We start from the raw sequence: 23,745 nt of genomic DNA, 5'->3' as shown, positions 1-23,745 counted from the left end.
TACGTCATTCCACATACCTGTCGTAGCAACCGCTACGGCAGGTCGATGTCCATCATCTTCGCCAATCGTTGAACCTCAAGTTTCTGGCTCGCTGAGGGCTGGAGACGATTTTCCACGACTGAAGAGTGCAGCCATTCCAGCGCGACACCAAATTCTCGATTGTCGATAAACTCCGCCAGTAGCGCGCAGTCTCTGATAGAGAGTTGAGACGACATCGAGCCTACGAAGTTTGTCAGAGCCTCTTCCAGTTTACGCCATTCTTCGGCACGATTCATCGTTGCGCTCCGATAACACTACAACGGCGCCGCGCTCTCGCCCTGCGAGCTCGACAGCTTCGAGGCGAGCGAGGCGATGACGATGACGACCGCGATCAGGGCGATCACCAGCGTGCAGATCGCGTTGATCTCCGGCTTCACCCCGAGACGCACCTCCGAGTAGATCCTGATCGGCAGCGTTGCCGAGCCGGGGCCGGTGGTGAAGCTCGCGATCACGAGATCGTCCAGCGAGAGCGTGAACGCCAGCATCCAGCCCGCGACGATCGCGGGCGCGATCAGCGGCAATGTTACCGAAAGAAAGGCACGAACCGGGTCGCAGCCAAGGTCCATCGCGGCCTCCTCAAGCGAACGATCGAGCGAGCCGAGGCGGGACTGCACCACCACGGCAACGAAGCACATCGTCAGCGTGGTATGGGCGATCGTCACGGTCCAGAAGCCGCGCTCGGCGTTCAGGGCGACGAACAGCAGCAGCAGCGACAATCCGGTGATCACCTCCGGCATCACCAGCGGCGCATAGAGCATGCCGGAGAACAGCGTGCGGCCGCGGAACCTCTCGCCGCGCGACAGCGCCACCGCGGCGAGCGTCCCGAGCAGCGTCGCGATCGTCGCGGAGGCAACCGCGACCCGCACGCTCATCCAGGCCGCCTCGATCATGGCGCGGTCATTGAAGAACTCGTGGTACCAGCGCAGCGACCAGCCCCCCCACACCGTCACCAGGCGCGAGTCGTTGAAGGAATAGATGACGAGGATCAGGATCGGCAAATAGAGGAATGCCAGTCCCAGCGCCAGCGAGGCGATGTTGAAGCGGGACAGGCGGGAGACGTTGCGCATCGCCTCACCGCCGGTGTTCGAGCTGCCGCTTCTGCAGCCGTTCGTACAGCAGCAGCGGCACCAGCAGCAGCAGCAGCAGCACGATGGCCGCCGCGGATGCAACCGGCCAGTCCTTGTTGGTGAAGAATTCCAGCCACAGGGTCTGGCCGATCATCAGCGCATTGGAGCCGGCCAGAAGGTCCGGGATGACGAATTCGCCGACGATCGGGATGAAGCACAGCAGCACGCCGGCGCCGACGCCGGGCAGCGACAACGGGAAGATGACGAGCCAGAACACCTGCCAGGGCGGCGCGCCGAGATCGGAGGCCGCCTCCTCCAGCGCCGGCTCCATTTTGGCGAGCGTGGCGTACAGCGGCAGGATCATGAACGGCAAGTAGGAGTAGACGATGCCGATATACATCGCGGTGTCGGTGGAGAGCCACACCACGGGCTGGCTGACCAGATGCAGCGCCAGCAGGATCTGGTTGAGCAGGCCGTCGTGCTGGAGGATGTTGATCCAGGCATAGATGCGGATCAGGAACGAGGTCCAGAACGGCACGATCACCAGCACCATCGCCACCGCCTGCCAGCGCTTCGGCAATCGCGCCATGCCATAGGCGATGGGATAGCCGATCAGAAGCAGCAGCGCAGTCGCGGTCATCGCGACGGTGAGGCTGCGCATATAGGCAAACACATAGATGTCGTCGGAGACGAGCAGCTTGAAATTGTCGGCCGAGAGTGCGGCAAAGGCGCCTCTGAGCGCGTCCCATCCCGCCGTCAGGTCGAAGACCGGATCGTAGGGCGGCTGTGCGATCGCCGTCTGCGACAGGCTGATCTTGAGCACGAAGGCGAAGGGCACCAGGAAGAACAGCACCATCCAGACATAGGGTGCGATCGCGGCAAAGCGCGCCGGTCGCGCGAAGATGCGGCGGGAGCTCATGACGGCAGCACCACGCAATCGTCGGGCGTGAACCAGGCGACGACGTGCTGGTTCAGGCTGTAGGCGTCGACGTCGATGCGTGCGCTGTTGACGACCGAAGCCTGCACCATCCCGCCGGTGTCGAGCTTCACCTTGTAAGTCGTGGTGCCGCCGAGATAGCAGATGTCCGCAATCACACCGTCCAGCCGGTTGATCGCCGTTTCACGACCCGCCTCGCTCACGGGACCGCGGCGCGACAGCTTGACTTTTTCGGGGCGGATCGCGACCGCCAATTTTCCCGCGCCAATCGGCTCGCGCGGCTCGGCCACCACCAGCGCACCCGCATCACGCGTGCCGATGACCAGACGATGACCATCGCGCAATTTGGACTCGCCGTCGAACAGATTGATGTCGCCGACGAACTCCGCGATCCAGCGCGAGCGCGGCGCCTCGTAGAGCTCGCGCGGGCTCGCGACCTGAGCGAGCTTGCCGGCCTTCATCACGCCGATCCGGCTCGCCATCGTCATCGCCTCCTCCTGATCGTGGGTGACGATGATGAAAGTCATGCCGAGCCGCCGCTGCAGCTCCATCAACTCGCCTTGCGTGCTCTCGCGCAGCTTCTTGTCGAGGGCTGCGAGCGGCTCGTCGAGCAGCAGCAGTTGCGGCCGGCGCGCCAGCGCGCGGGCCAGCGCCACGCGCTGGCGCTGGCCGCCCGAGAGTTGATCCGGCTTGCGCTTCTCGAGCCCTTCGAGCTTCACCAGTGCGACCATCTCGGCCACGCGGGTGGCGATCTCGGCGCGCGGCATGCCGGCGCGCTTCAGGCCGAAGGCGATGTTGTCTCGCACCGACAGATGCGGGAACAGCGCGTAGTTCTGGAACATCATGTTGATCGGGCGCTCGTGCGGCAGCGCCTGCGCGATGTCCTTGCCGCCGAGCAGGATGCGTCCCCCGTCCGGCGCCTCGAAGCCGGCAAGCATGCGCAAGAGCGTGGTCTTGCCGCAGCCGCTGGGACCGAGCAGCGCGAAGAACTCGCCGGCCTTGATGTCGAGTGAGACGCCGTCGACGGCGCGGAATGTCCCGAACGTCCTGGTGACGCCCTCGATGCGCAGCAACGGCTGCCCCGCCACGGGATACGGATCTCCACCGGCCGCATTGGCCGCGGTGTCTGTTCTGGGCAACTCGTCCGTCATGGTCCCTGCCAACCCCGATTCCGCCGCACGCTAGCGGCCGATCGTCCCTAGCTCAACCAGTTCGAAGGATCGTCCCAAATTGGGCTTCATGACGGGCACCAAAGGGCGTATGATACGGACATGACCAAGTTGCTCGATCAGGCCCTGGAAATCGCACGCAGTCTGCCGGCCGACGCGCAGGACGACATTGCTCGGATCGTGCTGCAGCTCAGCGGCGCAGAAGCAGCCTATCCCGTCATCCTCTCGGATGATGAGAGGTCAGCGATTGCCGCGTCCAAGGAGGCAGCTGCGCAAGGCGAATTCGCAACCGAGGCTCAAGTCCGAGCGACTTGGGCCAAACACGGCTTGTGAATATTCGCTACACACTTCCGGCGCTCGCCGATCTCGATTCCATTCTGACCCATATTGCAGAAGCGTCTCCGTACGGAGCCGCCCGCGTCCACAAGCGCATTCAGGACGTGATCGGGCTGTTGCTAGCATATCCCGAGATCGGTCTGCGGACTGACGATCCGGACATCAGAAGACTGACCACAACACCCTACCCGTTTCTCGTATTCTATGAGATTGGGAGCCAGGAGATCATCATCCACGCCATCCGTCATGGCGCTCGCGATCCCGGCGGAATGCCAGGCAAACGCGACTCCGTCTAGCTGGCACTTGCCATGAACGCGGCCAGCGCGTCGCGGTCCGCCGCGGGCATGGTCAGGCCGAGCTTGGAACGACGCCACAGGACATCGTCTGGGAAGCGCGCCCATTCGCGGCTCATCAGGTAACGCACCTCGGCGCCGGTCAGCTCGGGGCCGAAGGCAGGGCCGAGATCGTCGCGGGTCTTGGCGTCCCCGAGCACCGCCGGCAATCGCGAGCCATAGGCCGCAACCAGGCGCTGAGCTTCGGGCTCCGAGAAAAACCGCCAGCGGTCCCGCGCGTGATCGACCTCGGTGTCGAAGCGATCCCAGGCAAAGTCCCCGCCGGGCAGCGCTGCGCCCGCGGTCCAGGGCGGCGACATCGGATAGAACGGCGTCAGCTTCGTCACCGCACGCTCCGCGCGCAGGCGCGAGGTGGTGACGTCGCCGCTGAACATCGTGAGCAGCGGCGCCTTGCGCCGGCGCGCGTGGAACAGGGTCGTGCCGTCACCTCCTCGCGCCGACGGCGGCCTCAAATTGACGCCCGAAACCGTCCGGACCACGTCGGCCGGAGCGATGCGCTCGCGGAAGTAGCGGCTGGCCGCTTCGCAGAGATAGCTGACGTCGGTCCCGGTCATCGCGACGATGGCGGGATCGCCGGTGAAATCATGCGTGAGGGTGCCGATCAGCGTGAACTCCCGCTCGAACGGGCTTGCGAAGATCAACCGCCCGTCGTTGTTCTGGAAGACGTAGACGTTGTCCGAATCGAACAGCCGCGGCACGATGATCTGGCTCATCTGTGTGGCGGCCATGGCGGGCTGCGGTTGCCGCAGCACGGTCTCCGCAACCAATGGCGTCCAGGCCCCGCTGGCGTTGGCCAGGGCCCGAGCCGTGATCGTGCGGCGGTGGCCACGATCAACCACCGCAAGCCGCCAGGTCTCGGTTCTATCGGCACGGACGCAGCGTGCCCCGGTTCGGATCGCCGCGCCACGTTCGGCCGCGTCCAGCGCCGTGAGCACCACGAGGCGGGAATCGTCGACGACGCAGTCCGAATATTCGAACGCCGTGCCGAATGGGCGCCTTAGCGCGTTGCCGACCGGATGGTGGGTGATGTCGAGGGTCTTCGATGGGGCCAGGCCGCTCCGGCTGGCGAGGCTGTCATAGAGGAACAGACCGCCCCGCAGCAGCCACGGTGGCCGCTCGTCCGCATGCGCAGGAATCACGAAACGCATCGGCCGGACCAGATGCGGCGCGATCCGGAGCCAGATCCGGCGCTCGGCCAGGGCCCGGCGCACCCGCCAAAAACCGCGGCGCTCCAGCACCGAGAGATCGCCATGGATCAGCCTCGGCGTCGCCGACGACGCGGCGCCTGCGAGATCGCCCTGCTCGAAGAGGATAACCCGGAGACCGCGGCCCGCCGCATCGCGGGCGAGGCTGACACCGTTCAGGCCGCCGCCGATGATCGCGAGGTCATAATCCGCCATGAAGCCGTCGAATGGGAGCGAAGCACTCCCATAACTAACCGGTCTTCAGCGCAAGCTCCATGGCTTCGGCGCGACCGACGAGGCCAGCATATTTCCCGATCGGCAGCGGCTTGCCGAGCAGATAGCCCTGCACGCCATCGCATCCCTCGCTGGCGAGGAAGGCGAGCTGGTCCACCGTCTCGACGCCTTCGGCGATGATCGACATTTCGAGGCCGTGGCCGAGATCGATCACCGCGCGCACGATCGCCGCCGATTGCGGATTGCGGCCGAGATTGATGATGAAGGCGCGGTCGATCTTGATCTTGTCGAACGGGAACGCCTGGAGGTAGCTCAGCGAGGAGTAGCCGCTGCCGAAATCGTCCATGGAGATGCGCACGCCAAGCGCCTTCAGACGGCGCAGCAGCGCAAGGCCGCGATCGAAATCCTCGATCAGCACGCCCTCGGTGATCTCGAGCTCGAGCCGGCCCGGTGCAAGGCCCGTCTCGATCAGGATCGAATGGACCAGTCCGACCACGTCACCGTGCATGAACTGCGCCGGCGACAGATTGACTGCGACCTGGAGCGGCTTCGGCCAGGACGCCGCCTCGCGGCAGGCCTCGCGCAGGATCCACTCGCCCATCTCGACGATCAGGCCGCTCTCCTCGGCGATCGGAATGAATTCGGCGGGCGAAACCTGGCCGCGCACCGGATGCTGCCAGCGCGCCAATGCCTCGAAGCCGATGATCTCGCTCTCGGCGACGCTGTGGCCCGCGATCCCCTGCGGCTGGAAGGCGAGCGAGAGCTCGCCGTTCTTGACCGCCATCGAGAGGTCCTGATGCAGCACGCGGCGATCACGGATCTGCTGGTCCATCTCCGGCTGGTAGAGGCTGATCGTGCCGCGCGACTTCTGCTTGGCGCGGAACAGCGCCGCGCCCGCATTGGCGAGCAGCGAGGCGCCATCGGTGCCATTGTGCGGGAAGACCGACATGCCGGTGGTGATGCCGGCGCGGACCGGCCGGCCGTCGATCTGGAATTCCCGGGCGACGGCCTCGCCGATCTGCCGCGCCAGTGCGAGGCCCGTCTCGGGCTGCTTGCCGTCGATGATCAGGCCGAACTCGTCGCCGGACAGGCGCGCCACCACGCCACCGCGCGCGGAGTCCTGGAGCCGATGGGCCACCTCGATCAGGAGCTTGTCGCCCAGCGCATGGCCGAAGACGTCGTTGACCTCCTTGAGCCCGTCGAGGTCGACGCAGAGCACGGCGAATTCCTCGCCGGTGCCTTCGCAGGCCTCGATCATCTGGGTCAGCGCCTGGAGGAAGGCGGCGCGGTTCGGCAGGTCGGTCAGGCCGTCATGATAGGCCATGTGCGCCATGCGCGACTCGGTCTGCCGGCGGTCGGTGACGTCCTCGTGGGTCTTGATCAGGTATTGCGGTTCGCCGGCATCATTGAGCACGGTGGCGCGGCGGGTGAGAAACAGCCGCAGGCCGTCCTTGGTGGAGATCGGATGCTCCTCGGTGATCATCCCGCGTTTCTTGATCGCGGCCTCGTCGCGGGCGATGATCAGCCTGGCTTCCTTGGGATTGAAAATGTCGGAAGCCGTCAGGCCGGTGGTTTCCTCGCGCCTGCGGTTGAGGATCGTCTCCGCGCTGCGGTTGGCGAGCAGATAGCTGCCGTCCTTGACCTGTTCCACGATCAGCGCGACCGGGATGTTGTCGACCACGAGCTCGAGGAACTTCTTGGTGCTCTCCAGCTCCTGCGACAGCGAGCGGCGATCGGTGATGTCCTCGAACACGATGAGCAGAAATTCGGGCTTGTTGCTCTCGTTGCGGACCACGATCCGGATCGAGGCCACCATGCGCCGCGCACCGGCACGGTCGACTTCGAACTCATTGCGGTATTGGCCGTCCGGCGAATTGAGCGCCGCCCGGTCGGCCGCCTCGATGCTGGACGCCGAACTCGGCGCAAACAGCTCCCGCGCTTTCCTGCCGACGGCGAAGTCCCGCGACAATCCCCAGAACCGCTCATAGGCGCTGTTGGCAAAGATGTAGCAACCGTCCTCGATGCTCTTGGCTGCCACGCAGGCCGGCACATGGTCCAGCACCGATTCCAGGAATTGCTTGGTGGAGGCGAGCTGCCGCGACAGCCTGCGCTGCTCGCTGACATCGAGATGCGTCGCCACCGAGCCGCCGTTCGGCAGCACGAAGTACTTCACCAGGATGGCCCGCCCGTCGGGCAGTTCCGTGATCAGACCATTGGCGCTTGCTGCCTTGTCGTAAAATTCGTCGTCGGAGGCGCCCAGCACCCCGCGCTTGCGCCGAAGCGCGAGGAGCTCGCGGCCGTTCATGCCAGCCCGGACATCCGACCGCGTCAGGCCATAGATCTCAAGATAGCGGTCATTGCAGAAGATGACGCGGCGCTGCGCATCCGTCATCACCACGCCCTGATTGAGATTGTTCATGGCGGAGGAGACGAAGGCGTTGCGCCGCAACTGCAAACGTCTGGTCCGGCGCAGCGAGGAATGGATCCACAGCGCGATCGCGGCGAGGAGCGAGCACACGACGATGCCCGCAATCAGGGCTTCCCAGATCACGCTGGGATCAAGCTTGGTGAGATCGCCCGGAGCTGCAAAGCTGTCCGACAGCGCAAAGGCACGCGCAGGCGTGACCGCACCGGCCAAGCATGCGACGGCCTGCACAGCAATCGGAAGCGTGCTGCCCGCGTGCCAGTTCTTCTCAGCCATCAGCCACCCGCGATTTCAACGTCGGATTGTCTGGCCTCGCGGGTTTGGATCGGGTAAACGCCTGTAGGCGCGACAGAAAAATGTGACGCGAAATGCGGCAATTGCCCTGACATGATAAATGCTTGCTTAATGGAAAACGGGCCCGCGCCCTCGTCCTCGGCTCCAATGCCACCGGCACTTCCAGCGGACATTCTGCACAACCATGGATAGGGTCGATTGCATCGTCATCGGAGCCGGCGTCGTCGGGCTCGCGGTAGCCCGGAAGCTCGCCCAGGCCGGGCGCGAGGTCATCGTGCTCGAGGCAGCCGAGGCCATCGGCACCGTCACCTCCTCGCGCAACAGTGAGGTGATCCATGCCGGCATCTACTATCGCGCCGGGAGCTGGATGGCGCGCATGTGCGTCAGCGGCAAGCACGCGCTCTACCGCTACTGCGCCGAGCGCGGTATCCCTCACAAGAATTGCGGCAAGCTGATCGTTGCGACCAGTGCGAAGGAAACCGAGAAGCTGCAATCGATCAAGGCGCATGCCGAGGCCAATGGCGTGCTCGACATGCAGCTGCTCACGGGGGAGGCTGCGCGGGCGCTGGAGCCGGCGCTCGCCTGCGATGCTGCGCTGCTGTCACCGTCAACGGGCATCATCGACAGCCACGCCTACATGCTCTCGCTGCGCGGCGAGGCCGAGGACGCCGGCGCGGCCTTCGCGTTTCACACCCCGCTGATCCGCGCCAAGGCGAATGCCGGCGTCATCGAGGTCGAGGCCGGCGGGGAGGCGCCGATGACGCTGCAATGCGGCCTCCTCGTCAACGCCGCGGGGCTGTCGGCGACGAATGTCGCGCGCAACATCGACGGCATGCCGCTGGACCGGATTCCTCCGGCCTATCTCGCCAAGGGAAATTACTTCAGCTGCAACGCCAAGGCGCCGTTCTCGCGCCTGATCTATCCGGTGCCCGAGCCCGGCGGGCTAGGGGTCCATCTGACGCTGGACATGGCAGGGCAGGCACGTTTCGGGCCCGACGTCGAATGGATCGAGACCATCAACTACGAGGTCGATCCATCGCGCGCCGAGCGCTTCTATCCGGCGATCCGCAAATACTGGCCGACGCTGCCCGATGGCGCGCTGATGCCGAGCTATTCGGGCATCCGCCCGAAGATCGTGCCGCCGGCCGTGGCCACGCAGGACTTCTTGATGCAGGGCCCGCACGATCACGGCGTCGCAGGCCTGATCAACCTGTTCGGCATCGAATCCCCGGGACTGACGTCGTCGCTCGCGATCGCCGATCACGTCGCCGAGCTCGCGGACATCTAGCCCGTCTTATTCGCGAGAGGGCGCCTGAGAGGCTGGCGAGCGTGGTGTAAAGCGCTGATGCGGCGTAGGATTCGGTTGCGAAGCCACCCCATCACCTTCAACCGCGAACGCCACGCCCGCCATGACCGATGATACGATTTCAGACCACTATCGAGAAGCAAGAATTCAACACAAATAAAACCTCTGCCTCGCGCTCGATCTCTTCATGCTTGATAGTCTCGTTTCGGAGGCTGAGCACCTACCGCGTCTAATAGGCCGCTCGCGCCGGTTTCTTTGGACGCGGCACGACCGCGACTCCACGTTTCGGCACAGAAATGATCGGGAGTCACTCAATCTTTCTTCAACTTAACCCGTCTTATTCGTAAGAGTGCGCCTGAGGGGTAAAGCGCTGATGCGGCGTAGGATTCGGTTGCGAAGCCAACCCCATCACCTCCAACCGCGAACGCCACGCCCGCCATGACCGACAGAGCTGGCCCCGCAAATTCGGACAGTAGCTTGAGTGGATTTTCTGCCTGACAGCGGCGAGGATTCTTGCTGCGAATCAGGAGCGAAGATGACGAAGAAGAGCCGCCGGACGCATTCTCCGGCATTCAAGGCGAAGGTTGCTTTGGCTGCGGTCAAAGGCGACAAGACACTGGCGGAGCTGGCGCAACTGTTTGATGTTCATCCGAACCAGATCACGATCTGGAAAAACCAGCTCCTGGAAGGCGCCGCCGGCGTGTTTGGGCATGACAAGACATCGGCCGAGACGCCGGTCGATTTGAAGGCGTTACATGCCAAGATCGGCGAGCTGGCGTTGGAAAACGATTTTTTGTCCGGCGCGCTCACCAAGGCGGGCCTGCTGAGCGCAAAGCGATGATCGACCGCGATCATGATCTTTCTATCGTGCGCCAGGCGAAGGTCCTGAAGCTGGCTCGCAGCACGGTCTACTATGAACCTCGGCCAGTTTCGGCCGAGGACCTTGCCTTGATGCGTCGGCTCGATGAGCTGCATCTCGATTATCCCTTCGCGGGAGCGCGTATGCTGCGATCGTTGCTGCGGCGGGAGGGCGTATACGCCGGTCGCCGCCACATCGCGACGCTGATGAAGCGCATGGGGATCGAGGCGGTCTATCGTCGCCCGAACACGAGCAAGCCGGCTCCGGGTCACAAGATCTACCCGTACCTGTTGCGCGGATTGAAGATCGAGCGGCCCGACCATGCGTGGGCAATGGACATCACCTACATTCCGATGCGGCGTGGCTTCGTCTATCTCGCGGCGGTCGTCGATGTGTTCAGCCGACGGGTCCTGGCCCATCGCGTCTCGATCACAATGGAGGCGGCCTTCTGCGTCGAAGCGGTCCAGGAGGCGTTGGCGAAGCACGGCAGGCCCGAGATTTTCAACACGGATCAGGGCAGCCAGTTCACCAGCCTCGAGTTCACCGATGTGCTGCTGGACGCGAAGATCGCCATCAGCATGGACGGCAAGGGCGCCTGGCGCGACAACGTGTTTGTCGAGCGGCTCTGGCGCACGGTCAAATACGAAGAAGTATATCTCCGCGCCTACGACAGCGTGTCCGAGGCGCGAGCGTCAATTGCCAAGTATCTGGCCTTCTACAATCAGGGACGCCCTCACTCGAGCCTTGACGGGCGCACGCCCGACGAGGCTTACTTCGGCACGCAAGCTATGGTGATGGCCGCATGACCGTCGCCGACGGTTTTGTCGTCGCTCTGGTCGGGCTACGCCCTCCCGACGCAACGACAAAACCGTAAAGCCCCGCGTTCAGCATAACCCGGCAGGAATCCACTTAAATCCAGCGGGGCGCTGTCCAAACAACCGGGGCCAGCTCTGACGATACGATTCCGCCCTTCTCGAAAGCCCCGCGTTCAGCATAACCCGGCAGGAATCCACTTAAATCCAGCGGGGCGCTGTCCAAACAACCGGGGCCAGCTCTGACGATACGATTCCGCCCTTCTCGTTTCCAGCCGTTCACGCCAAGAAAGTCACAGCTGCCTTCGATGGTGGGCGCCTAACCTCGAACGGGGGCGTGATGCTTCTGGCGATGGCCGAGCGGCGTCTCGGTTTGGCCAACAATCTGGCCCGGGTGTTCCCGGATCGGCGCGATCCGACGCGGGTCGTGCACAGCCTGGTCGATATGTTCCGCGCTCGCATGTTCGCGATCTGCTGCGGCTACGAGGACGCCGACGACCTCGATCATCTGAGGTCCGATCCGGCATTCAAGCTGGCCTGCGGTCGCCTACCGGACACGGGCCGGGATTTGTGTTCCCAGCCGACGCTGTCGCGGCTGGAGAATGCTCCGCGCCTGCGCGACGTGATCCGGCTGACCTACACTTTGGTCGACGCATGGATGGATAGCTACCCGCGCGAGCCGGCATCCGTCACGCTCGACATCGATGATACCTGCGACGTCGTCCACGGCCATCAGCAGCTCTCGCTGTTCAACGCTCATTATGACGAACGCTGCTTCCTGCCGATCCACGTCTACGACACGGAGAAGAGCCGGCCCGTGGCCGTCGTGCTGCGGCCCGGCAAGACGCCGGGCGGCGTCGAGGTGCGTGCCCATCTGCGCCGCCTGGTACGGCATATCCGGACGCGATGGCACAACACGCAAATTACGTTCCGTGGCGACGGGCACTATGCCCGGCCGGAGGCAATGGCGTGGTGCGAGACCAACGGCATCGACTACATCTTCGGTCTGTCCGGCACCAAGCCTCTCGCCAGAAAAGTCGACGAGGTCGCCGACGACATCCGCACGCGACGCGCCATCGAGAACCTGCCGGTTCTGCGTGGCTATACCGAGACGCGCCACAAGGCAAAGTCCTGGGATCGCGAACGGCGCACTGTCGCCCGTATTGAGGCGACGATGCTCGGCCTCGACATCCGCTTCGTCGTCACCAGCCTCGATGTCGGCTCGGCCGAGTGGATCTACGACAGCCTGTATTGCGCGCGCGGCCAAGCCGAGAATCTGATCAAGCTGCATAAGACGCAGCTCGCCTCCGATCGCACCAGCTGCCGTTCGGCGCTCGCCAACCAGGTCCGTCTCGTGCTCCATACGGCCGCTTATTGGCTGATGCTGACCGTGCGCGACGCCATTCCCAAAGCCCGGGAATTGGCCGCTGCCGAGTTCGCGACGCTGCGTCTTCGGCTCTTGAAAATCGCCGCCCGTGTCGTCGAGACCACGAGCCGCATTCGCCTTGCGTTTGCCGCGGCATGTCCCGAAGCCGACCTGATCTGCGGCTTGCCCGGCGCGCTGCTGCCGCTCGGTCCTTGACCGGCGGGGCGTCCGCCCCCGTTCGCCCAACCCATCCCTCAAGCGCGTTGCAAAGTACCGGTCGTCAGGCGGCGAAAAGCCGAAGGCAATCCTGTGCGCCTCGTCAGACAAGATGTGCGGCCGCATCAATCGGGCCCAAAAGCCGCACTCTCACGAATAGGACGGGCTAGCGCGTTTTCGCGCGAGGTGGATGACGGTTGGCGTCGAGAAACGGTCCCAACAAAGCTGGCGCCAGACAGACGTCTTGCGCCACCTTGAAGCAGGGATGAGCACGAATGCCCTCATCCCTGCGTAAGGATGTGATCAACTCTACGATGTTACGGGGGTCGCTAGTGGAGCGTATCGCCGTGCTTCAGACGCTCGATCTGGTCCTTGACCATCAACTTCCGGCGCTTCAACTCAACAATTTGCAGGTCGTCTGTTGAAAGGTGCACGAGAGCTTCGTGCAATTCGTTTTCGAGAAGTCTGTGCTTCCGTTCCAATTCAACAAGATGTGCCTGAATTGTCATTCGAAACCTCCTCGGTAGGGTTGAACCTTAGGATTCGATCCGGACAAGCAAGTCTACATCAGCGATCCGTTCTGTCGATGGGTATCCGTCGTCGCAGTGTCATTTTTGAAAGTTCATATGTAACGAAGCGTGACTAGTGGAACCGCGCGGGAAAAATCCGTGATATCAATGCGCCTGCGCGACGCCGCACCAGCCTGCAAGAAATATCTTGCGGGAGATCGGCGAGCGGGGATCGCAGATCGCTTGCGATCACGCCGCGCAAGGACGATAATTTCCACAGGGCATCCACAGCCTTAATCTCACGCTTATCGGTTTTCGGCCACCGCAGACATGACCAATGAAGACGAGCGTGAGCTCGAAGCCGAGCTCACCCGGTTGCAGCAGGAACACCGAGATCTGGACGCCGCGATCGATGCACTGCATCAATCGCCCGCCCCCGACCTATTGCGGTTACAGCGGTTGAAGAAGCGCAAGCTGTTGTTGCGTGACCGCATCGCGTTCATCGAAGACCAGATTACCCCCGACATCATCGCCTGATCCGTGAGCGGCCTGCACCGCGGCTTGCCCAAATGAATCCGCTTGACTCGAAGAGAACAAAATAGGAACATTTTGGAGCGCCCAAACCTCCGAAATGCCCAAGCCACGACACGAGGACAACGCAGATGTCGGCAACGCCCCTTCTCGACAACAGCCATTATGAACAGGCCTGTGATCAGGCGATCGCGATGTGCGACGGCAATCTGCGCAGCACGATCAAAGCGCTGATCATGGCCAATGAATATCTGGAAACCGAGCTGGAGGAATTGCAGGCGGCGATTTCCGCCGGCTGCATTCCGGAGACCTCGCGCAGCAAGATGCGGAGCAAGAGCAGCGCCGCCTGATTTCAACAACCGGAGCAACGCCATGTCGGATGTGACCTACTACGTTGCAATGCCCTTTTTGATCGATGCAGACGGCTCGCCAGTCGCGGGCACTGCCGAGGAATGCCAGACCTCGACTGCGGCTCTGCGGCGCGCCGAGATATTGGCCCACGGTGCCGGCCACATCGGCGCGGTCGCATTCAGCCGCAGCGGCGATCCCGTGACCGGCGAATTCGGCGACGCCAGGCTGCTGCGCAAATTCGGCAACGTCCCGGAAGATCTCGGGACACTGTAAGTTCAGCTGCTGACCAGCCTGATCTGCGGCTCGTGCCGCCGACACGCCTTGCGCACGTACATGGCGGCGTCCGCCTCCTCCAGGGCGCGGCCGGCGTCGGACTGCGCCCCCAACAGCGCGACGCCGGCGGAAGCGCCCGCGGTCACGTGCTGGCCACGAAAGACGAAAGACAATTCGTCGATCGCCTGCTCGAAGGCCGCGGCCTTCGCCTTGGCGTCGGTCTCGCTGAGATTCCAAAGCAGGAGGGCGAACTCGTCGCCCCCGAGCCGGCCGACCACGTCGGAGGCACGGACCTGTCGCGTCAGCGTGGCGACGATCGCCTTGAGCACCTCGTCGCCGGCAGCATGACCGAACGAATCGTTGATCGGCTTGAGCCGATCGACGTCGAGCACGATCAGTGCCCCGCTGGCGCGGTAGCGCTTCATATAGGCGATGGCGCGCGCAAGCTCGCGCTCGAAGCCGCGCCGGTTGGGAATCTCGAGCAGGAAATCGGTGTCGGCCACAGCTTCCAGTTCCGCGACCCGGAGCTGCGCCTCCTTGAGCTTGGCTCGCAGGCCCCGGATTGTCGCCCTGACGTTGTCCTTGGCCCCACCATCGCCCGAGGCGGCGCGCCGGGGCGGCTTCGCCGAACGCTTGGTTAGCCGTTTGGGGGCGGATCGGCCGGCGCTGGTTTTCCGGCCGTTTTTGGCCTTCGCAGCGCTCGCCCTTCTTGGTTTCTTCATGGGCATCCTGCTCAATGAAGGCTTGCGGGGATTCACCAAGACAGGATAGTGGATTCCCTTCTCCTTGCCACCGCCTTGCGAACCGCCGGCCGGAACCGTAAATCTGGCCTCTCTTTCTGTTTTTCCGGGCACAATTAACGTCATGACCGCGCCGATCGCCATCATCATGGGAAGCCAGTCGGACTGGGACACGATGCGGCATGCTGCCGACACGCTTGACGCGCTCGGCATTGCCGCCGACAGCCGCGTCGTCTCGGCACATCGCACGCCCGACCGGCTGTTTGCTTTCGCCAAGGGCGCCAAGGCTGCCGGTTACCAGGTCATTATCGCGGGCGCCGGTGGGGCTGCACATCTGCCCGGCATGGCGGCGGCACTGACGGAACTCCCGGTATTCGGCGTCCCCGTCGAATCCAAGACGCTCAAGGGCGTCGATTCGCTCTATTCGATCGTCCAGATGCCGGCGGGTGTCCCTGTCGGCACCCTCGCCATCGGCAAGGCCGGTGCGATCAACGCCGCGCTGCTGGCGGCCGCCGTGCTGGCATTGTCCGACCCGGCCCTGTCCGATCGCCTCGCCGCCTGGCGCAAGGCGCAAACTGAGGCGGTCGCCGAGCGCCCGGAGGACAAGGCGTGACCGACACCAGGCATGTGAAGCTGAAGCCCGGTGACACCATCGGAATCCTCGGCGGCGGACAATTGGGCCGGATGCTGGCCATGGCTGCGGCCCGGCTCGGCCTGCGCTGCCAGGTGTTCTCGCCCGATCCGGACTCGCCGGCCTTCGACGTCGTGCTGAACGCGACCTGCGCCGAATATGCCGATGTCGAAGCGCTCGAGCTGTTCGCGAACGACGTCGACGTCATCACATATGAATTCGAGAACGTGCCCGCGGCAGCCGCGATGGTGCTGGATGCGCGCCGGCCCGTGCTGCCCAACCGCAAGATCCTCGAGACCACCCAGGACCGTCTTGCCGAGAAGGATTTCGTCACGCGGCTCGGCATCGAAACCGCAGCCTATGCCGACGTCACCTCCGTCCCCTCCCTGCGCGAGGCGATCGCCAGGATCGGGCTTCCGGCCGTGCTGAAAACCCGCCGCTTCGGTTATGATGGCAAGGGCCAGGTCATCATCCGCGACGGCGACGACATCGCGAAGGTGTGGACCAGCCTCGCCACCAAATCGGCGATCCTGGAGGCCTTCGTGCCGTTCGAGCGCGAGATCTCCGTGATCGCCGCGCGCTCGGCCGCAGGCGAGGTCGAGTGTTTCGACGTCACCGAGAACGAGCACCGCGACCACATCCTGAAGATATCGCGCGCGCCCGCGCCGATTCCGGATGCGCTTGCCGAGGAAGCGCGCAGCATCGCCGGAAAGATCGCAGGCGCGCTCGACTATGTCGGCGTGCTCGCCGTCGAGATGTTCGTGCTCGCCAATGGGACCGGACCGAAGGTGCTGGTCAACGAGATCGCTCCGCGCGTGCACAATTCCGGGCACTGGACGCTCGATGGCGCCTCGGTCTCGCAGTTCGAGCAGCACATCCGCGCCATCGCCGGCTGGCCGCTCGGCAAGCCCGTGCGCCACGGCGAAGTCGTCACCATGACCAACCTGATCGGCGACGAGATCAACGATTACGAAAGGTGGCTGAGCGTGCCGGGCGCGACCGTGCACATCTACGGCAAGGGCGCACCGCGCCCCGGCCGCAAGATGGGCCATGTCACCGAAGTCCGGCCGCCAAGGGGGAAATGAGGGGACCGCAGCTGCTAGCCGCGATCCCCTTTGCGATTACGCCGTCTTCACGCCCGCAACGACGCCGGCGGGCTCTTCGCTGAGCCAGCGATAGACCACCCCGCCCAGCGCGCCGCCGATCAGCGGTGCAACCCAGAACAGCCAGAGTTGCGACAGCGCCCAGCCGCCGACGAACAGTGCCGGGCCCGTGCTGCGCGCCGGGTTCACCGAGGTATTGGTGACGGGAATGCTGACGAGATGGATCATCACCAGCGCGAGGCCGATCGCGAGCGGTGCGAAGCCCGCCGGTGCGCGGCCATGGGTGGCACCCATGATGATGAACAGGAACATCATGGTCATCACCACCTCGGTGAGGAAGCACACCATCATGCTGTACTGGCCGGGCGAATGCGCATCATAGCCGTTGGAGGCAAAACCCTTGCTGACGTCGAATCCGGGCGCCCCGCTCGCGATGACATAGAGGAGCCACGCGGCAACGACCGCGCCCACCACCTGGGCGATCACGTAGGGCAGGATCTGGCCGGCCGGAAAGCGGCCGCCGGCGGCAAGGCCGACCGTGACGGCCGGATTGAGATGGCAGCCGGAGATATGCCCGATCGCATAGGCCATGGTGACGACGCTCAAGCCGAATGCGAAAGAGACACCGACCAGTCCGATGCCAACCTGCGGGAAACCGGCCGCGATCACCGCGCTGCCGCAACCGGCGAATGTGAGCCAAAAAGTACCGATGGCTTCGGCGGCGTATTTTTTCATGCCCATGTGGCATCTCCCCTGATTTCAGCTCCGGATCAACTTCCGGAAACGGCCCGCCTTCTGGCACGAAACCACCCAAATTGGGACCGTTCAGAGGTATTTTCGCCGCATTTAATGGCCGAACTTGGCCCGAAAACCCGCTTGGCCGGTGGACATCCAAGGTTTTGTCTGATACATCGGCGCGCTCAAGGCCAAGGGCGCCCGGCTTTTTGCCATCCCCTTTGACTTACCAGAATTCAAATCCGATCCACTGAAGAGGATGCCGCGTGCAGGTTCTCGTTCGCGATAACAACGTCGATCAAGCTCTCAAGGCGCTGAAGAAGAAGATGCAGCGCGAGGGCATTTTCCGCGAGATGAAGCTCCGCGGTCACTACGAGAAGCCCTCCGAAAAGAAGGCCCGCGAAAAGGCCGAAGCCGTGCGCCGTGCGCGCAAGCTGGCCCGCAAGAAGCTGCAGCGCGAAGGCCTGCTGCCGATGAAGCCGAAGCCGGTGTTCGGCGCAGGCCCGGGCGGTGATCGCGGCGGTCGTGGCGGCCCCGGTGCAGGTCCGCGCGGTCCGCGCTGATTTGCTGAACCTTTAAGATCTCGGTTTTCGATGACGCGGGCCCTTGGCCCGCGTTATTGTTTGTGGGCGGTGCCTTCGCGGGACGGGGCACTGCCGATGCGGCGTTAAAGCGCGATAAGATTGGATGAATGGTCATCGCACTTTAGGTAGTTGTTTGAGCACGATCTCCGCGCAAACGCGAACGCGTTCCGCGTTTGTCGCGAGAGAAAACCGCGGCACACTTTGCCGGCTCCTGCTCTAGCGCGAGCGAACCGTAGATGGCTTCCCCTTTCCCTCAGCGCAGCTCGGCGTGGCGACGCCGGATCTGGCAGCAGCCGCTCGCGTTGGGCTTGATGGGGATCGCGCTATGCGGCTGCTCCTTCGATCTGGGATCGCTGATGCCGGAGAAGGACAAACCCCAGGAGACTCCCAAGGCGGAGGCGCCTGCCGAGAGCGCGGTGAGCGCCGGCAACGTCACCGAAGCTCAGGCCCACACTGCAAAGGCCCAGTCCCTGGCGAAGTCAGGGGAGACCGCGGCAGCGCTCGACGAGTTCAATCGGGCCGTCGGGCTCGATCCCTACAATGCGCAGGCACTCTATGGCCGCGCCCTGATCTACCAGGGCAATAACCAGCACAACTTCGCGATCGCCGATTTCAGCGCCGCGAGCGGGCTCAACCCGCAGAAGGTCGAGCCTCTGCTCGGCCGCGCCACCAGCTATCTCGCGATCGGCAAGCTCAAGGAGGCCGCAGCCGATCTCGATGAAGCCTCCGAGGCGGATCCGCACAATGCCCAGGTCTGGACCACGCGTGGACAGGCTTATGAGCGTTTGGGGGATAGGGCCAAGGCGGCGGCGTCCTACACCAAGGCCGTCGCGCTTCGTCCACGCGATGACGCCGCCCGCAACGGCCTCGCCCGCGTCGGCGGCTGACGGTCTGGCGCAGCGCGGGCCGGTCTTAATCGGGCGTGGCGCTCTTCGGCAGAACCGAGTTGAACATCGACTTCATGCCCGACAGCATCTCGTCGGCGACATTGGTCTTCCTCGGCCGCGGCATGGAGGCACCAACATCGGCACGCAGGTCAAGCGGTGGCGCTATGACCGGCACGGGAATGTCGGCCGGCGGCGTCACCCGATTCGGATCGTCGCTGCCGACCGAGGCCGTGTAGGGCGGATTGGAGCCGCCATTCCCATAGGCCTCGGATGAGGGCGTCGAGACCGTGATCGGCGGCGGCAGCGGACGGACCGTGGACGGCTCCATGCCAATGACCCGCGGCGCCTCCGGCGTGCGGGCGGCTTCCCGCACCGCAGGCTCCGCCGACCTCTCGGTTGGCTTGGCCTCGGAGGACTTGAGCTCGGCAGGCTTGGTTTCGGAAGATCTGGCCTCAGCGGACCTGCCCTCAGGCGACTTGCGCAGGCGCTCGATCGCGGCACGTACGAGATCGTTGGCATCGGGGGTTGCGGCCGGAGCGGCAGCAGCTGGCGCCGAATTGGCCTCGACCACCGACGCAGGCGCGGTCACGGCCGGCGTAGACTTGGCGACCGCCTTTTCACGGGCGGACGGCTTGGCGCGTGGGCTCTCGGCCGGCGCCACATCCGGAGCCTTCTCGGCGGCCTTCTCAGACCCCTTGGGTTCGGCGACCGCCTGATGATCGGCCGCCTTCTCGGCTGCCGGCTTGTCGGTCACGCTCTTCTCGGCGATGCCCTTGGCCTTGACGCCGGGCGCAGGGAGGTTGGCGACATCAGCAGGCTTGCCGTTCTGGCCGGCGTCGGCGGGCGCAACAACGGCCGCGGGGGCATCGGCCGCCGGCTTGGCGTTGATGTAATGATTAACGATGTACGCCCCGATGATCGTCGCGAGCACCGAGGGGAAAATATCCATCGAGATTTTAGCGAGGTATTTCAGCATTTCTCGGCCACTCCCCGCGCGATCTGATGCGGGAACTTTAGGGCATTGTGAGGGATCAACTGCGACGGATCAATGGCAAAGGGTAACGCCGGACCTACGGCTTCAGCTCGATCTCAAGGAACACGATCTCAGTTGAGGTTTCGTTAAGTACGTCGTGTTGGACGCCGGCCTTGCGGAAGTAGGATTTTCCGGCCGCGAGCTGCGCCTTGGACCGTTCGCCACTGGGCGCCACGATGGTCATCTCGCCGGCGACGACGGGAACAATCACGTAGTCCATCCCGTGGGTGTGATGCCCGGTGGCGCTGCCCGGGGCGAGCCGCCATTCGGTCACCCGGACCTGCTCGTTGTCGACCTGGACCTCGGACTTGGCGGCAAGCATCGGAACTCTCCTTTTGCGCTTCAGGGCACGAAAACCATGAACACGTAGACGGCAAATACCACCATATGGACCAGTCCGAACAGGACATTGGTCCTGCCCGTGCCGAAGGTCAGCATGCTCAGGAAGAAGGTCAGCAGCAAAAGCACGCTGCCCTGGGCGCTGAGGCCGAGCTCGAGCTCCTTGTCGAGCGCGTAGGTGGCGACGCCGACGGCGGGGATCGTCAGACCGATGGTCGCCAGCGACGAGCCGAGCGCAAGGTTGATGCTCTTCTGGAGATCGTTCCTGCGGGCCGCCGCGATCGCCGCGACGCCCTCGGGCATCAGGATCAGCAGCGCGACCAGAAGGCCGGCGAAGGCCGACGGCGCGCCGATCCTGGCGCCGACGGCATCGACCACCAGCGAGAATTTCTTCGCCAGCAGCACCACCGCCAGAAGCGAGACCAGGAGCAGCGCCACGGTGAGCGCGAGCGCCCCGGCCGACAGGTGCACCTCCCCGCCCTCGCCCTCGGCCCGTTCATGAACGAAGTAGTCCTTGTGCAGGACGGTCTGGGTGTAGAGAAACACCCCGTACAGCGCGAGCGTAACCACGTCGACGAAGCCGAGCTGAACCGCCGAATAGGCCGGCCCCGGCGTGGTCGTGGTGTAGTTCGGCAGGATCAGCGTGATGGTCGCGAGCGCGAACAGCACGCTGAGATAGACGTTGGCCCCCGAGAGCTGGAAGCCCTGCTCGCGATAGCGCAGGCCGCCGATGAAGATGCAGAGGCCGACGAGGCCGTTGCAGACGATCATGACCACGGCGAACACGGTGTCGCGCGCCAGGGCCGGGGCAGGCTTGTCGCCCAGCATGATCGTGGTGATCAGCGCGACCTCGATGATGGTCACCGAAAGCGTCAGCACCAGCGTGCCATAGGGTTCGCCGAACCGTTCCGCGATCACCTCGGCATGATGAACCGCGGCAAACACGGTGCCGAACAGGATGACCAGGAGGACGACGGCGAAGACGAGCCCGCCGAGCGTCAGCGTGAACACATAGTCCGTCGCGCTGACGGCTGCGAACAACAGCACGGCCAGCCCCGGAAAGATCCAGGCCGACCGGGGCATCGGACTATGCGCGCTCATCCACCACTTCCATTTGCCTGAATGAGCAGTAGCAAATCAGGCGCGAGATTCAATGCCAGAGAGCTGGCCCCGCAAATTCGGACAGTAGCTTGAGTGGATTTTCTGCCTGACAGCGGCGAGGATTCTTGCTGCGAATCAGGAGCGAAGATGACGAAGAAGAGCCGCCGGACGCATTCTCCGGCATTCAAGGCGAAGGTTGCTTTGGCTGCGGTCAAAGGCGACAAGACACTGGCGGAGCTGGCGCAACTGTTTGATGTTCATCCGAACCAGATCACGATCTGGAAAAACCAGCTCCTGGAAGGCGCCGCCGGCGTGTTTGGGCATGACAAGACATCGGCCGAGACGCCGGTCGATTTGAAGGCGTTACATGCCAAGATCGGCGAGCTGGCGTTGGAAAACGATTTTTTGTCCGGCGCGCTCACCAAGGCGGGCCTGCTGAGCGCAAAGCGATGATCGACCGCGGTCATGATCTTTCTATCGTGCGCCAGGCGAAGGTCCTGAAGCTGGCTCGCAGCACGGTCTACTATGAACCTCGGCCAGTTTCGGCCGAGGACCTTGCCTTGATGCGTCGGCTCGATGAGCTGCATCTCGATTATCCCTTCGCGGGAGCGCGTATGCTGCGATCGTTGCTGCGGCGGGAGGGCGTATACGCCGGTCGCCGCCACATCGCGACGCTGATGAAGCGCATGGGGATCGAGGCGGTCTATCGTCGCCCGAACACGAGCAAGCCGGCTCCGGGGCACAAGATCTACCCGTACCTGTTGCGCGGATTGAAGATCGAGCGGCCCGACCATGCGTGGGCAATGGACATCACCTACATTCCGATGCGGCGTGGCTTCGTCTATCTCGCGGCGGTCGTCGATGTGTTCAGCCGACGGGTCCTGGCCCATCGCGTCTCGATCACAATGGAGGCGGCCTTCTGCGTCGAAGCGGTCCAGGAGGCGTTGGCGAAGCACGGCAGGCCCGAGATTTTCAACACGGATCAGGGCAGCCAGTTCACCAGCCTCGAGTTCACCGATGTGCTGCTGGACGCGAAGATCGCCATCAGCATGGACGGCAAGGGCGCCTGGCGCGACAACGTGTTTGTCGAGCGGCTCTGGCGCACGGTCAAATACGAAGAAGTATATCTCCGCGCCTACGACAGCGTGTCCGAGGCGCGAGCGTCAATTGCCAAGTATCTGGCCTTCTACAATCAGGGACGCCCTCACTCGAGCCTTGACGGGCGCACGCCCGACGAGGCTTACTTCGGCACGCAAGCTATGGTGATGGCCGCATGACCGTCGCCGACGGTTTTGTCGTCGCTCTGGTCGGGCTACGCCCTCCCGACGCAACGACAAAACCGTAAAGCCCCGCGTTCAGCATAACCCGGCAGGAATCCACTTAAATCCAGCGGGGCGCTGTCCAAACAACCGGGGCCAGCTCTCTTTGTAGGCGCGTTTGTTGAAGCGATGGATGACGACACGGTTAGATTTATTGGGGATTACGGGCTTGGCGCCACGACGAATGATTTCGCCGCGAAGCTTGTCGCCATCATACCCTTTGTCGGCGAGGAGCACGCTCATGGGTGGCGCGAGCGCCAGGACATCGGGAGCCGCAGCGATATCGGCATCCTGGCCTGAGTCAGATGCAGGACGACCGGCCGGCAGAGCGGATCGCTCAGCGCATGGATTTTTGTCGTGCGGCCTCCGCGCGAGCGGCCGATTGCTTGATTGTGCTCCCCCCTTTTCCGCCGGAGGCACACCGGTGAGCTTTAATCGAGGTCGAGTCGAGCGACAGTACGACGCCGTCTTCGCCAGGCTTGGCCAGCGCTTCGAAGATTGCGCACCATCGTCCTCGCTTGGCCCAGCGATTGAAGCGATTGTAGATCGTCGTGTAAGGGCCGTATTCACGTGGACAATCACGCCATCGTGCACCCGATTGCAGCATGTGAATGATGCCGCTGACGATGCGTCGGTCGTCGTCCCGATCCGGCCCCGTCAGTCCCCTCGGCAGATGCGGTTCGATACGCGCCCATTGCCTGTCGTTCAGCCAAAACAAACCAGCGCGCATTCTCTCGCCCCCGAATCAACACGTAGGCAAGAGAATCACGTGGCGCTATTTAGGTACAGACCCTAGGTGAGGTTGCAGCTGCCGGCAGGTGATGGGCTGCTGCAAAGGATCGACCTAATCACCCCGACCGAGACTCGTCAGCTTCTCGAAAGGTAGCGCGCCTAGCGTGAGGCTGCTGAACTCTAGGCGAGCACGTCTATTGAGACGTAACAAGACGAGCATAGGAGAAAGCGATGGCCGCCGAAAACAAGAACGCCGGCAAAACGGACAACGTACAGCCCA

At 63.8% G+C, this 23,745-nt stretch carries 25 protein-coding genes and 1 pseudogene; 13 read left to right on the top strand and 13 right to left on the bottom strand.

Going from position 1 to position 23,745, the window contains the following annotated elements:
* Positions 1 to 32: 32 nt before the first annotated feature.
* From ABIF91_RS25080 to ABIF91_RS25065, 4 genes are read right to left on the bottom strand one after another with little or no spacing between them, the layout of a single operon-like run.
* On the bottom strand, positions 33 to 275 hold the full coding sequence (locus ABIF91_RS25080) for a hypothetical protein (RefSeq protein WP_155251860.1): 243 nt from the start codon (positions 273 to 275) through the stop codon (positions 33 to 35).
* An 18-nt stretch (positions 276 to 293) separates the two neighbouring features.
* Positions 294 to 1,106 carry an ABC transporter permease gene (locus ABIF91_RS25075; RefSeq protein WP_028178651.1) on the bottom strand — a complete coding sequence of 271 codons (813 nt, stop codon included), beginning with the start codon at positions 1,104 to 1,106 and terminating at the stop codon, positions 294 to 296.
* Positions 1,107 to 1,110: 4 nt separating this feature from the next.
* The gene (locus tag ABIF91_RS25070; RefSeq protein WP_028178652.1) at positions 1,111 to 2,025 is read right to left on the bottom strand and encodes an ABC transporter permease; all 915 of its coding nucleotides are present in this window, start codon (positions 2,023 to 2,025) and stop codon (positions 1,111 to 1,113) included.
* On the bottom strand, positions 2,022 to 3,194 hold the full coding sequence (locus tag ABIF91_RS25065; RefSeq protein WP_028178653.1) for an ABC transporter ATP-binding protein: 1,173 nt from the start codon (positions 3,192 to 3,194) through the stop codon (positions 2,022 to 2,024). Before ABIF91_RS25065 ends, ABIF91_RS25070 begins: the two co-directional genes overlap by 4 nt.
* A 120-nt stretch (positions 3,195 to 3,314) precedes the next feature.
* Here ABIF91_RS25065 and ABIF91_RS25060 point away from each other — a divergent pair, with 120 nt between their 5' ends.
* A complete protein-coding gene (locus ABIF91_RS25060) occupies positions 3,315 to 3,545 on the top strand; it encodes a hypothetical protein (protein ID WP_028178654.1) in 231 nt (76 codons plus the stop codon).
* Positions 3,542 to 3,844, top strand: a complete 303-nt coding sequence (locus tag ABIF91_RS25055; RefSeq protein WP_035670793.1) for a type II toxin-antitoxin system RelE/ParE family toxin — start codon at positions 3,542 to 3,544, stop codon at positions 3,842 to 3,844. The genes ABIF91_RS25060 and ABIF91_RS25055 overlap by 4 nt, the downstream gene beginning before the upstream one ends.
* Here the strand turns inward: ABIF91_RS25055 and ABIF91_RS25050 are convergent.
* Positions 3,841 to 5,301 (bottom strand): glycerol-3-phosphate dehydrogenase, encoded by a 1,461-nt coding sequence (locus ABIF91_RS25050; RefSeq protein ID WP_284279173.1) that lies wholly within the window; start codon positions 5,299 to 5,301, stop codon positions 3,841 to 3,843. The two genes, ABIF91_RS25055 and ABIF91_RS25050, sit on opposite strands and share 4 nt — an antisense overlap.
* A 34-nt stretch (positions 5,302 to 5,335) precedes the next feature.
* A complete protein-coding gene (locus ABIF91_RS25045; protein WP_028178656.1) occupies positions 5,336 to 8,020 on the bottom strand; it encodes an EAL domain-containing protein in 2,685 nt (894 codons plus the stop codon).
* Positions 8,021 to 8,222: 202 nt separating this feature from the next.
* Between ABIF91_RS25045 and ABIF91_RS25040 the strand changes: the two genes are divergently transcribed.
* The 3 genes from ABIF91_RS25040 to ABIF91_RS25030 all read left to right on the top strand — a co-directional run bounded on the left by ABIF91_RS25040 (position 8,223) and on the right by ABIF91_RS25030 (position 12,597).
* A complete protein-coding gene (locus ABIF91_RS25040) occupies positions 8,223 to 9,326 on the top strand; it encodes an NAD(P)/FAD-dependent oxidoreductase (protein ID WP_028178657.1) in 1,104 nt (367 codons plus the stop codon).
* Between the two features lie 553 nt (positions 9,327 to 9,879).
* Positions 9,880 to 11,009, top strand: a protein-coding gene (locus ABIF91_RS25035) for an IS3-like element ISRj2 family transposase (protein WP_129557670.1) whose coding sequence is annotated in 2 segments (ribosomal slippage) — positions 9,880 to 10,132 and positions 10,132 to 11,009 — 1,131 coding nt in all. Because the reading frame shifts where the segments join, the coding sequence is not laid out codon by codon here.
* A 211-nt stretch (positions 11,010 to 11,220) separates the two neighbouring features.
* Entirely contained in the window at positions 11,221 to 12,597 is a 1,377-nt protein-coding gene (locus ABIF91_RS25030) for an IS1380 family transposase (RefSeq protein WP_424579818.1), read from the top strand.
* A 329-nt stretch (positions 12,598 to 12,926) separates the two neighbouring features.
* On the opposite strand, the gene ABIF91_RS25025 is transcribed toward ABIF91_RS25030, so the two are convergent.
* Complete coding sequence (locus ABIF91_RS25025; RefSeq protein WP_028181616.1) at positions 12,927 to 13,106, bottom strand: YdcH family protein; 180 nt, start codon at positions 13,104 to 13,106, stop codon at positions 12,927 to 12,929.
* A 330-nt stretch (positions 13,107 to 13,436) separates the two neighbouring features.
* Between ABIF91_RS25025 and ABIF91_RS25020 the strand changes: the two genes are divergently transcribed.
* From ABIF91_RS25020 to ABIF91_RS25010, 3 genes are all read left to right on the top strand, one after another.
* A complete protein-coding gene (locus ABIF91_RS25020) occupies positions 13,437 to 13,643 on the top strand; it encodes a YdcH family protein (RefSeq protein WP_008546179.1) in 207 nt (68 codons plus the stop codon).
* A gap of 125 nt (positions 13,644 to 13,768) precedes the next feature.
* On the top strand, positions 13,769 to 13,987 hold the full coding sequence (locus ABIF91_RS25015) for a hypothetical protein (RefSeq protein ID WP_028181615.1): 219 nt from the start codon (positions 13,769 to 13,771) through the stop codon (positions 13,985 to 13,987).
* 22 nt (positions 13,988 to 14,009) lie between these two features.
* On the top strand, positions 14,010 to 14,261 hold the full coding sequence (locus ABIF91_RS25010; RefSeq protein ID WP_028181614.1) for a hypothetical protein: 252 nt from the start codon (positions 14,010 to 14,012) through the stop codon (positions 14,259 to 14,261).
* A 2-nt stretch (positions 14,262 to 14,263) separates the two neighbouring features.
* Here the strand turns inward: ABIF91_RS25010 and ABIF91_RS25005 are convergent, their stop codons facing one another.
* Complete coding sequence (locus ABIF91_RS25005) at positions 14,264 to 14,983, bottom strand: GGDEF domain-containing protein (protein WP_080660049.1); 720 nt, start codon at positions 14,981 to 14,983, stop codon at positions 14,264 to 14,266.
* A gap of 142 nt (positions 14,984 to 15,125) precedes the next feature.
* Between ABIF91_RS25005 and purE the strand changes: the two genes are divergently transcribed.
* Positions 15,126 to 15,614 (top strand): 5-(carboxyamino)imidazole ribonucleotide mutase, encoded by a 489-nt coding sequence (gene purE, locus ABIF91_RS25000; RefSeq protein WP_028181612.1) that lies wholly within the window; start codon positions 15,126 to 15,128, stop codon positions 15,612 to 15,614.
* Positions 15,611 to 16,717 carry a 5-(carboxyamino)imidazole ribonucleotide synthase gene (locus ABIF91_RS24995; RefSeq protein WP_028181611.1) on the top strand — a complete coding sequence of 369 codons (1,107 nt, stop codon included), beginning with the start codon at positions 15,611 to 15,613 and terminating at the stop codon, positions 16,715 to 16,717. Before purE ends, ABIF91_RS24995 begins: the two co-directional genes overlap by 4 nt.
* Positions 16,718 to 16,753: 36 nt before the next feature.
* On the opposite strand, the gene aqpZ is transcribed toward ABIF91_RS24995, so the two are convergent.
* Entirely contained in the window at positions 16,754 to 17,476 is a 723-nt protein-coding gene (aqpZ, locus tag ABIF91_RS24990; protein WP_028181610.1) for an aquaporin Z, read from the bottom strand.
* A gap of 260 nt (positions 17,477 to 17,736) precedes the next feature.
* Here aqpZ and rpsU point away from each other — a divergent pair, with 260 nt between their 5' ends.
* Both rpsU and ABIF91_RS24980 read left to right on the top strand, forming a co-directional pair.
* Positions 17,737 to 18,033 (top strand): 30S ribosomal protein S21, encoded by a 297-nt coding sequence (gene rpsU / locus ABIF91_RS24985; protein WP_008546194.1) that lies wholly within the window; start codon positions 17,737 to 17,739, stop codon positions 18,031 to 18,033.
* A gap of 257 nt (positions 18,034 to 18,290) precedes the next feature.
* Positions 18,291 to 18,941 (top strand): tetratricopeptide repeat protein, encoded by a 651-nt coding sequence (locus ABIF91_RS24980; protein ID WP_028181609.1) that lies wholly within the window; start codon positions 18,291 to 18,293, stop codon positions 18,939 to 18,941.
* A gap of 25 nt (positions 18,942 to 18,966) precedes the next feature.
* Here the strand turns inward: ABIF91_RS24980 and ABIF91_RS24975 are convergent, their stop codons facing one another.
* The 3 genes from ABIF91_RS24975 to ABIF91_RS24965 all read right to left on the bottom strand — a co-directional run bounded on the left by ABIF91_RS24975 (position 18,967) and on the right by ABIF91_RS24965 (position 21,414).
* The gene (locus ABIF91_RS24975; RefSeq protein ID WP_028181608.1) at positions 18,967 to 19,917 is read right to left on the bottom strand and encodes a hypothetical protein; all 951 of its coding nucleotides are present in this window, start codon (positions 19,915 to 19,917) and stop codon (positions 18,967 to 18,969) included.
* Between the two features lie 94 nt (positions 19,918 to 20,011).
* The gene (locus ABIF91_RS24970; protein ID WP_028181607.1) at positions 20,012 to 20,296 is read right to left on the bottom strand and encodes a cupin domain-containing protein; all 285 of its coding nucleotides are present in this window, start codon (positions 20,294 to 20,296) and stop codon (positions 20,012 to 20,014) included.
* Between the two features lie 20 nt (positions 20,297 to 20,316).
* Complete coding sequence (locus tag ABIF91_RS24965; RefSeq protein ID WP_424579459.1) at positions 20,317 to 21,414, bottom strand: calcium:proton antiporter; 1,098 nt, start codon at positions 21,412 to 21,414, stop codon at positions 20,317 to 20,319.
* A 147-nt stretch (positions 21,415 to 21,561) separates the two neighbouring features.
* Between ABIF91_RS24965 and ABIF91_RS24960 the strand changes: the two genes are divergently transcribed.
* Positions 21,562 to 22,691, top strand: a protein-coding gene (locus ABIF91_RS24960; RefSeq protein WP_086023025.1) for an IS3-like element ISRj2 family transposase whose coding sequence is annotated in 2 segments (ribosomal slippage) — positions 21,562 to 21,814 and positions 21,814 to 22,691 — 1,131 coding nt in all. Because the reading frame shifts where the segments join, the coding sequence is not laid out codon by codon here.
* 147 nt (positions 22,692 to 22,838) lie between these two features.
* Here the strand turns inward: ABIF91_RS24960 and ABIF91_RS24955 are convergent.
* Positions 22,839 to 23,485, bottom strand: a pseudogene (locus ABIF91_RS24955) (IS5-like element ISBj2 family transposase); the annotation flags it as partial.
* Between the last annotated feature and the right edge of the window lie 260 nt (positions 23,486 to 23,745).

The organism is Bradyrhizobium sp. USDA 241 (assembly GCF_049739505.1).
Classification (GTDB): domain Bacteria; phylum Pseudomonadota; class Alphaproteobacteria; order Rhizobiales; family Xanthobacteraceae; genus Bradyrhizobium; species Bradyrhizobium liaoningense.
The sequence above is the reverse complement of the archived record's forward strand: the minus strand, read 5'-3'. Positions and strand labels throughout refer to the sequence as shown.